General features: G+C 67.3%; 8 protein-coding genes and 1 pseudogene. 1 reads left to right on the top strand and 8 read right to left on the bottom strand.

Features of this window, described 5'->3' with window-relative positions; all coding sequences use genetic code 11:
* A pseudogene (locus ER13_RS14390) lies at positions 1–297 on the top strand (hypothetical protein); the annotation flags it as partial.
* A gap of 69 nt (positions 298–366) precedes the next feature.
* Here the strand turns inward: ER13_RS14390 and pnp are convergent.
* The 8 genes from pnp to ER13_RS14350 all read right to left on the bottom strand — a co-directional run bounded on the left by pnp (position 367) and on the right by ER13_RS14350 (position 8,154).
* On the bottom strand, positions 367–2,604 hold the full coding sequence (pnp, locus tag ER13_RS14385) for a polyribonucleotide nucleotidyltransferase (protein ID WP_035310300.1): 2,238 nt from the start codon (positions 2,602–2,604) through the stop codon (positions 367–369).
* A gap of 245 nt (positions 2,605–2,849) precedes the next feature.
* A complete protein-coding gene (gene rpsO / locus ER13_RS14380; RefSeq protein ID WP_008261985.1) occupies positions 2,850–3,119 on the bottom strand; it encodes a 30S ribosomal protein S15 in 270 nt (89 codons plus the stop codon).
* 79 nt (positions 3,120–3,198) lie between these two features.
* A complete protein-coding gene (gene truB, locus ER13_RS14375) occupies positions 3,199–4,128 on the bottom strand; it encodes a tRNA pseudouridine(55) synthase TruB (protein ID WP_035310299.1) in 930 nt (309 codons plus the stop codon).
* Between the two features lie 100 nt (positions 4,129–4,228).
* On the bottom strand, positions 4,229–4,684 hold the full coding sequence (gene rbfA / locus ER13_RS14370; protein WP_035310297.1) for a 30S ribosome-binding factor RbfA: 456 nt from the start codon (positions 4,682–4,684) through the stop codon (positions 4,229–4,231).
* 65 nt (positions 4,685–4,749) lie between these two features.
* Positions 4,750–5,427: a DUF2459 domain-containing protein gene (locus tag ER13_RS14365; RefSeq protein ID WP_035310295.1), complete on the bottom strand. Its 678-nt coding sequence runs from the start codon at positions 5,425–5,427 to the stop codon at positions 4,750–4,752.
* A 90-nt stretch (positions 5,428–5,517) separates the two neighbouring features.
* Positions 5,518–6,027, bottom strand: coding sequence for a hypothetical protein (locus tag ER13_RS14360; protein ID WP_035310293.1), 510 nt, complete (start codon positions 6,025–6,027; stop codon positions 5,518–5,520).
* A 31-nt stretch (positions 6,028–6,058) separates the two neighbouring features.
* On the bottom strand, positions 6,059–6,991 hold the full coding sequence (locus ER13_RS14355) for a Gfo/Idh/MocA family protein (protein WP_035310291.1): 933 nt from the start codon (positions 6,989–6,991) through the stop codon (positions 6,059–6,061).
* On the bottom strand, positions 6,991–8,154 hold the full coding sequence (locus ER13_RS14350; protein ID WP_035310304.1) for a DegT/DnrJ/EryC1/StrS aminotransferase family protein: 1,164 nt from the start codon (positions 8,152–8,154) through the stop codon (positions 6,991–6,993). Before ER13_RS14350 ends, ER13_RS14355 begins: the two co-directional genes overlap by 1 nt.
* Positions 8,155–8,181: the final 27 nt, after the last annotated feature.

The raw sequence follows: 8,181 nt of genomic DNA, 5'->3' as shown, positions 1-8,181 counted from the left end.
GCCCCGGCCGGGACCCCCGCAGCGCCGACGCCGGCGCCGTCGGAAGACACTCAGGCCCGGATTCCGAAAGGACCGGACATGAGGCCCGAGCGGATTCCCGCCAGTGAAATCCCCTGTCGTGAGCAGATCGGCGAGGCGGCGTCCGCGCGCCTGGTGGAACGCTGCATCCAGGTCAGCCCTGCGACCCCCCCGCCCTGCAACGCCGCCAACCCCTGCGACCTGATCCAGGGCGAGATCGACCGGTCCTGCAAATTGTGGGCGCGCGACGGCGATCCGCCGGCGGCGTGCCGGTCTTAGGACAGGCCGCCATGAAAAAGGCCCCGCCGTCGCCGGCGGGGCCTTCTCATTCAGCCGTGTGGCTCAGTCCTAGTCGCGACGGCGACGACCGCGATCGCCACCGCGATCACCGCCGCCTTCGCGCTTGGGACGGCCGCCGGTGTCGTCCGACAGGGGCTCTTCGCCGCGCTCGGCGCGCTCGGCGTTGATCTTGTCGGTCAGGTCTTCACCCGTGGTCTGATCGACGACCTTCATCGACAGCTTGGTCTTGCCGCGATCGTCGAAGCCCAGGAACTTGACCTTGACCTCCTGGCCTTCCGTCAGGACGTCGGCCGGGTTGGCGACGCGTTCCAGAGCGATCTGGGACACGTGGACCAGGCCGTCCTTGGCGCCGAAGAAGTTCACGAAGGCGCCGAAATCGACGACCTTGACGACCTTGCCGGAGTAGATGGTTCCGACTTCCGGTTCCGAGGCGATGGACTGGATCCAGGCCTTGGCGGCGTCGATCTTTTCCTGGTCGTTGGCGGCGACCTTGATGGTGCCGTCGTCGCCGATGTCGATCTTGGCGCCGGTCTTCTCGACGATCTCGCGGATCACCTTGCCGCCCGAACCGATCACTTCACGGATCTTGTCGACCGCGATCTTGATGGTTTCGATCTTCGGCGCGTGCTCGCCCAGTTCGGCGCGCGGCGCATCCATGGCCTTGGACATCTCGTCCAGGATGTGGAGGCGACCGGCCGAGGCCTGGGTCAGGGCCTGTTTCATGATCTCCTTGGTGATCCCGGCGACCTTGATGTCCATCTGAAGGCTGGTGATGCCTTCCGATGTGCCGGCGACCTTGAAGTCCATGTCGCCCAGGTGATCTTCGTCACCCAGGATGTCCGACAGGATGGCGAACTCGCCCGACGGCTCCAGGATCAGGCCCATGGCGATGCCCGAGACCGGACGGATCAGCGGCACGCCGGCGTCCATCAGGGCCAGCGACGAACCGCAGACCGTGGCCATCGAGGACGAGCCGTTCGACTCGGTGATCTCGGAGACCAGGCGGATGGTGTAGGGGAAGTCTTCCTTCGACGGCAGCATCGGACGGATCGCGCGCCAGGCCAGCTTGCCGTGACCGATTTCGCGACGGCCGGGCGAACCCATGCGGCCGGCTTCACCCACCGAATAGGGGGGGAAGTTGTAGTGCAGCAGGAAGCTTTCCTTGTAGGTGCCCTGCAGGCTGTCGATGTACTGCTCGTCCTCGCCGGTGCCCAGGGTGGCGACGACCAGGGCCTGGGTTTCCCCACGCGTGAACAGGGCCGAACCGTGGGTGCGCGGCAGGACGCCGACTTCCGACACGATGGCGCGGACCTTGTCGAGGGCGCGGCCGTCGACGCGGTGGGCGTTCTCGATGATGTCGCGACGCAGGACGTCGGCTTCACATTCCTTGAAGGCGGCCGCGAACTTGGAGCTGTCGACGCCCTCGGGGTTCTCGTCGGTCTTCACCAGGGCGGCGGCGGCGGTCTTCTTGGCCGCATCGACGCCCGAGCGACGGTCGTACTTGCCGGGGTGGGTGTAGGCGGCCTTGATGTCCTCGCCGACCAGCTTCTTGATCGAGGTGACGACGTCGGAGTGGTCTTCGGCCTGGAAGTCGAAGGGCTCCTTGGCGGCGTGTTCGGCCAGATCGATGATGGCGTCGATTACCGGCTGCATGCCGGCGTGCGCGAACATCAGCGCCTCGAGCATCTTCTCTTCCGACAGCTCCTTGGCTTCGGATTCGACCATCATCAGGGCGTCTTGCGTGCCGGCGACCACGAGGTCCAGGTCAGAGGCCGGGATCTGGTCGACCGTCGGGTTCAGAACCAGTTCGCCGTCGATCAGGCCGACGCGCGCGGCGCCGATGGGGCCCATGAAGGGCACGCCCGAGATGGTCAGGGCGGCCGAGGCGGCGACCATGCCCAGGACGTCCGGATCGTTTTCCATGTCGTGCTGCAGCACGGTGATGACGACCTGGGTCTCGTTCTTGAAGCCCTTGACGAACAGCGGGCGGATCGGGCGGTCGATCAGGCGGGAAACCAGGGTTTCCTTCTCGCTGGGACGGCCTTCACGCTTGAAGTAGCCACCCGGAATCTTGCCGGCGGCGAAGGTCTTTTCCTGGTAGTTGACGGTCAGGGGGAAGAAATCCAGACCCGGCTTGGGCGAACGGCCATAGACGACGGTGGCCAGAACCACGGTCTCGCCGTAGGTCGCCAGCACGGCGCCGTCGGCCTGGCGGGCGATGCGGCCCGTTTCCAGGGTCAGCGGGCGTCCGGCCCACTCGATCGTCTTGCGTTTGATATCGAACATATTTCGTCTTTCGTATCCCGGACGGCGTATTCCGTGCGGGGTCCCATCATTGGGGGCGGATGCGTCGGCGTTCAGTCCTTCGATCCAGAGGTCGCCGCGCCATCGCGGTCGACCGGGAGAGGACCGGCATGGCCCTCGCAGCTGCGCCGTAAGTCCTGCGGCGCACAGGTCGTCTCTAGTCGCACAACGAGGCGCGGACGTGACCGCCCGCGCCTCGAAAGCGTATTCTACACTGATCCGACGCCTTAGCGGCGCAGGCCCAGCTTGGCGATGAGCGCCTGGTAGCGACCGGCGTCGACCTTGTTCAGGTGGTCGAGCAGGCGGCGACGTTGCGACACCATCTTCAGAAGGCCACGACGCGAGTGGTTGTCCTTCTTGTGGGTCTTGAAGTGTTCGGTCAGGTTGGAGATGCGTTCCGACAGGATCGCGACCTGAACTTCGGCCGAGCCGGTGTCGCCAGCGGTGCGGGCGTTATCGGCGATGATCTCGTGCTTGCGTTCAGCAGTAACCGACATCGTAGAGTCCTTTCTTGGCCTATCGCGCTTCGCGCTACTTGAGGCCGTGGGGTCTCGGCCCTTGCCGGATGGCGCGGGCCTAGAGGTTGAAAACGCGGTCGGGTTCTAGCCGGCCGGCCCGCAACTGGCAGAGTGCGACGAGGGTCTGCCCCTGAAAGGCTGAAACCGTTCGCGAACCGCCGGAAAGGCGATCCTTGAGGGTTTCCACCTGACGGGGGAGCAGAACGATCGGGCGTCCCTGCCGAAGCGAGAAGGCGTCCTGATCCGTCACGGCCAGCTCCGGGATGTCGTCCAGGGCGGTCGCAACGGGAAGCAAGCCTTCCGAGGCGGCGCCCCTATGCACCAAATCCTCGAGAAAATCCAGCGTCACGGCGTTTTCGGTATGAAACGGTCCCACCCGCTCGCGCCGCAGGGCTGAAACATGCCCCTCGGCGCCCAGAACGGCCGCCAGATCGCGCGCCAGCGACCGGACATAGACGCCCTTGCCGGTGCGGATGGTCAGTTCGACATGGTCGGCGTCCGGGGCGTCGGTGACCTCGGCCGAATGGATGGTGACGCGGCGGGACTGAAGCTCGAACTCGACCCCGTCGCGGGCTAGGTCATAGGCGCGGGCGCCGTCCACCTTGATGGCTGAGAAACGGGGCGGGGTCTGGTCGATCTCTCCGACGAAGGCGGGCAGGGCGGCCTTCACCTGATCCACCGAGGGCCGCACGTCCGAGCGGCCGATGATCTCGCCCTCGCGGTCCACGCTGTCGGTCGATACGCCCCAGTTGATGGTGAAGCGATAGACCTTCTGCGCCTCCATCATCATCGGCACGGTCTTGGTCGCCTCGCCGAGCGCTATGGGCAGGATGCCGCTGGCCAGCGGATCCAGCGTCCCGGCGTGACCGGCCTTCTGGGCGTTGAACAGGCGGCGGATGCGGCTGACCGCCTCGGTCGATCCCATCTCGAACGGCTTGTCCAGGCACACCCAGCCGTCGACGACGTCGCCCTTCTTCTTACGAGCCATTATGCCGGGCCTATCGCGCTTCGCGCTACTTGAGGCCACGATGCTTGTTGATGCCACGATGCTTGGCCTACCGCGCTTCGCGCTACTTGAGGCCGCGACATCAGGAGTCGCCCTCTTCCTCGTCGCGGCGTTCCAGGTCGGCGCGGACGCGGGGGTCTTCGAACAGACGGTCGAGATGGCTGGCGGCGTCGAAGCTTTCGTCGTGGCGGAAGCGCAGGTCCGGCGTGAACTTCATGTCCAGACGCCGGCCCAACTGGCCGCGCAGGAATTTGGCGTGGACGTTCAGCGCCTTGATGATCTCGCTCTCGTGGCCCGTGGTCGGGGCGGCCTCGACGCCGGCGCCCAGGGGTTCGACGAAACAGGTGGCGTGTTTCAGGTCCGGCGACAGGCGGACCTCGGTCACGGTGACGGACACGTCGGCGAGGGCCTCGTCGTGGATGTCCTCCTCACGCAGGATGTCGACCAGGGCGTGACGGATCAGTTCGCCGGCGCGCAGCTGACGTTGGCTCGGACCGGCCGGGCCGGAGGAATTGCGGGTATGCTGTTTGTGGGCCATCGGCCGCTCCTTCTTGTTCGCCCGCCGGGGCTCGGACCCGGCCGGATAAGCGAAAGTCGGGCTGTCTAGGCGCGTGGAGCCGCCCTGTCCAGTTCCGCCGCTCTGACGGACCGCATCACCTCGCCCGAAAACGCCGAGCGCGCCGGGCGGATCGCCACCCCGCCGGCGTTCAGCGCACCGGCCGTCCAGTGGTTGCACAGGTGCAGGATCGAAAAGCTCTCCCGGCTGGCGAAGAAGCGGGCGTCGTCGCCGGCGCGAGCGGTCGCGACACGCGGCCCCCCGTCTGCGAGGTCGAGCGAGGACTCGATCCGTCCCGCCATTCGGTCGAAGGCGCCGGGCGGGAGGCGCAGGGCCGCGCGTCGATCGGCGGCGTGGCGGTCGCGGGGGTCCAGACTCTCCGGGTCCAGCATGACGACGGAGGGATTGCCGGGCCGGAAGAAGGCGCGCGCGCCGTCAGGCAGCCGGTCCGAGATCGGACTTTGATCGACATAGAAGGCGGCGTCGCCCCAGCCGATCAGAATCCAGTCGCCGGGCGCCAGGTCCGCGACGGCCTGTCCAAGCGGCCCGCCGCGTCGTTCCAGCGCCGCGCGGGGCACGGCCAGATCGGTGTGGAAGCCGTTGTCGAGCAGATAGACCGTGACCGGCGCGTCGGTGATCGACGGGATGGACGCGCCCGGCCGGGTCCAGGTCAGCAGGGCGGCGACCACGCCGATCAGAACCGCCAGGGGCAGGGCCCATCGCATCGCTGTCTCTCCGAACGCCTCTCCAGCCATGAAGATAGACGACCAGGCGTGGCGGGCGAAAGGGCGCGCCGTCGGCGGAACGGGCTGGATCTAGGAGTCCGTGTCCGCAAACGGCGAGACCGGCGCCGTCTGCCATTCGCCGCGCCAGTCGTAACTCAGCGTCACGCAATGGCGGTAGGTCCCGTCGGCCCAGCGGCCGACCGCCTGTATCGTCAGCGGGCGGGGCGCGCGGATGCGGCTCATCACCAGCCAGACGTCGTTCGCGCCGGGACACAGGGCGCGGGCCAGACCCCGTCCGTCGCCGCTCTGTTCGATGGCATAGAGGTCGCTCTCGTTCGCCCCCTCGGGCAGGACGCGCCGCGCCTCGTTCGGCCCGCCCCGGGTGAAGTCGGCCGAACCGCGCGCGGTGGTCGAGAACAGCCGTTCCACGCTGATCGCCCCGAACAGGCCGCGCCGGACCTGGAGGGTGATCCCCTTGGTCAGGGCCTGGGTGATGCGGTCCGAGGCGTTGTAGGACAGATAGCGGGTGTCGGCGTGCGCGGGCGCGGCCGCCGACAGGGTCAGCAAGGCGATGAGAACGGGAGCGAGGGGCGAGCGCATGTCTCTTCCTTCCCCGGCCATTGCGGCGACTTTAGGCCTCGCCCAGGCAGCGCAGGGCGACTTCCAGATTGCGCAGGCCGTCTTCGCCCGTCACCGCCGGGGTTTCGCCGGTGTGGATGGCGCGGGCGAAGGCCTCCAGCTCCTTCCTCAGCGGTTCGGCCGGCCAGCTGTTCAGCATCCGGGTCGAATAGGAGCCGTCGGGCTGCTGCCCAAAATACTCCGTCACCTGGCGGGTGATCAGGTCGGCGACGATGAATTTGGTCTTGGTGGCGACCTGCAGGGTGCGGGTCTTGTAGGGCGTGACCCAGTTGGTCGTGATGTGGGCGATTACGCCATTGTCGAGCCGGAACTGCAGCAGGGCCGTATCCTCGCGCTCGGCGCGGGTGCGGGCCAGTTGCGGCTGGACCTCGACGATCTCGGATCCGGTCAGGTGGCGGATGATGTCGATGTCATGCACCGCCAGGTCGATGACCACGCCGACCTCGCCCATGCGCGGCGGGAAGGGGCCGACGCGGGTGATCTGGATGGAGATGATCTCGTCGTCGGCGACGGCGCGCTTGACCGTGTCCACCGCCGGATTGAAGCGTTCGACCTGGCCGACCATCAGGACGCGGTCATTGGCCTTGGCGGCGTCGATCATCCGCTGGGCGTCGGCCACGGTGGCGGCGATCGGCTTTTCGACCAGGACGTGGACGCCCTTTTCCAGCAGGGCGACGCCGATTTCGGCATGGAATCGGTTGGGCGTGGCCACGACAGCCGCGTCCAGGCCGGCGTCGACGAAGGCCTGGGCGGTCGTGACCGGCGCCGCCTCATAGGCGGCGGCGACCCCATCGGCGACGACCGCATCCGGGTCGAAGACCGTGGTCAGGTCGAACTCGCGCATCTCGGAGGCGACGCGCGCATGGTTACGGCCCATGACGCCGACGCCGGCGACGCCGAACTTGAGGACGGGGGTGTTCGGCATCAGGCTTGGCCCTTGTAGCTGGCGACGGCGGCGATGACCTTGTCCTGGGTCGCCTCGTCCAGATCGGCGTGCATCGGCAGGCTGAAGACCACGTCCTTCAGACGTTCGGTCACCGGCAGGCCGCCGGCCCCTCGCGGGAAATGCTCATAGGCCGGCTGCAGGTGCAGCGGGATCGGATAATAGACGGCGGTCGGCACGTCATGGGTCTTCAGATGGGCGATCAGGCCGTCGCGGTCGGGGTGTTCGACCGTATATTGCGCCCAGTTGGAGATATTGCCCGCCGGAACGTCGGGAACCTTGGCGACGTGTGGGCGCAGACCCTCATTGTAGCGGGCGGCGATCCGGTTGCGCCACGTGATCTCTTCACCGAACACCTTCAGCTTCTCGATCAGCACGGCGGCCTGGATCGTGTCCAGACGGCTGTTCAGGCCGATCCGCATGTTCAGATATTTGGGGTCGTGATCGAAGACGCGGTCCTTCAGGTCCACCGCCACCGCCTTGCCGTGCACGCGGACGGAATCGATCAGCTGGGCCAGTTCGTGGTCATTGGTCAGCACCGCCCCCCCGTCGCCGTAGCAGCCCAGGGGCTTGGCCGGGAAGAAGCTGGTGGTGGTGATGTCGGCCCATTTCAGCGGGTGCTCCCCGCCGATGGTGCAGCCGAAACCCTGGGCCGAATCCGCGATCAGCTTCAGGCCGTGCCTGTCGCAGATCGCCCTGATCGCCGGATAATCGGCGGGCTGGCCGAACAGGTCGACGGCGATGACCACGCGCGGGGTCAGGCGGCCCTCGGCCTTGATTCCCTCGATGGCGCGCTCCAGCGCGGCCGGGTCCATATTGTAGGTGTCGGCGTCCACATCGACGAAGACCGGCTCGGCGTCGAACCAGGGCACGACCTCGGCGGTGGCGGCGAAGGTGAAGCTGGGCACGAAGACCGCGTCGCCGCGTCCGATTCCCCAGGCCATCAGCGGCAGGGCCAGGGCGTCGGTGCCGTTGGCGCAGCCCAGGGCGTGTTCGGCCCGGCCGAAGGCGGCGAGTTCGGCTTCGAACTGACGGACCTGAGGCCCCATGACCCAGGCGCCGCCGACGACGGCCTCCTGAACGGCGGCCTCGATCTTGCCTGCGAGACGCAGGCGCTGGGCCTGAAGGTCGATGAAGGGGATCATGAACGCGCTCTCCACGAGGATCCGGGG

Origin of the sequence: Brevundimonas sp. EAKA (assembly GCF_000698025.1) — a bacterium.
Lineage (GTDB): Bacteria > Pseudomonadota > Alphaproteobacteria > Caulobacterales > Caulobacteraceae > Brevundimonas > Brevundimonas mediterranea_A.
Note: the sequence above shows the minus strand (reverse complement) of the source record. Positions and strands in the feature narration are given on the sequence as shown.

Bases quoted from the DNA above. Each gene is read 5' to 3' on its own strand.
- rbfA (WP_035310297.1), bottom strand. From the start codon at position 4,684: ATGGCCCACAAACAGCATACCCGCAATTCCTCCGGCCCGGCCGGTCCG.
- pnp (WP_035310300.1), bottom strand. From the start codon at position 2,604: ATGTTCGATATCAAACGCAAGACGATCGAGTGGGCCGGACGCCCGCTG.
- truB (WP_035310299.1), bottom strand. From the start codon at position 4,128: ATGGCTCGTAAGAAGAAGGGCGACGTCGTCGACGGCTGGGTGTGCCTG.
- ER13_RS14365 (WP_035310295.1), bottom strand. From the start codon at position 5,427: ATGCGATGGGCCCTGCCCCTGGCGGTTCTGATCGGCGTGGTCGCCGCC.
- ER13_RS14360 (WP_035310293.1), bottom strand. From the start codon at position 6,027: ATGCGCTCGCCCCTCGCTCCCGTTCTCATCGCCTTGCTGACCCTGTCG.
- rpsO (WP_008261985.1), bottom strand. From the start codon at position 3,119: ATGTCGGTTACTGCTGAACGCAAGCACGAGATCATCGCCGATAACGCC.
- ER13_RS14350 (WP_035310304.1), bottom strand. From the start codon at position 8,154: ATGATCCCCTTCATCGACCTTCAGGCCCAGCGCCTGCGTCTCGCAGGC.
- ER13_RS14355 (WP_035310291.1), bottom strand. From the start codon at position 6,991: ATGCCGAACACCCCCGTCCTCAAGTTCGGCGTCGCCGGCGTCGGCGTC.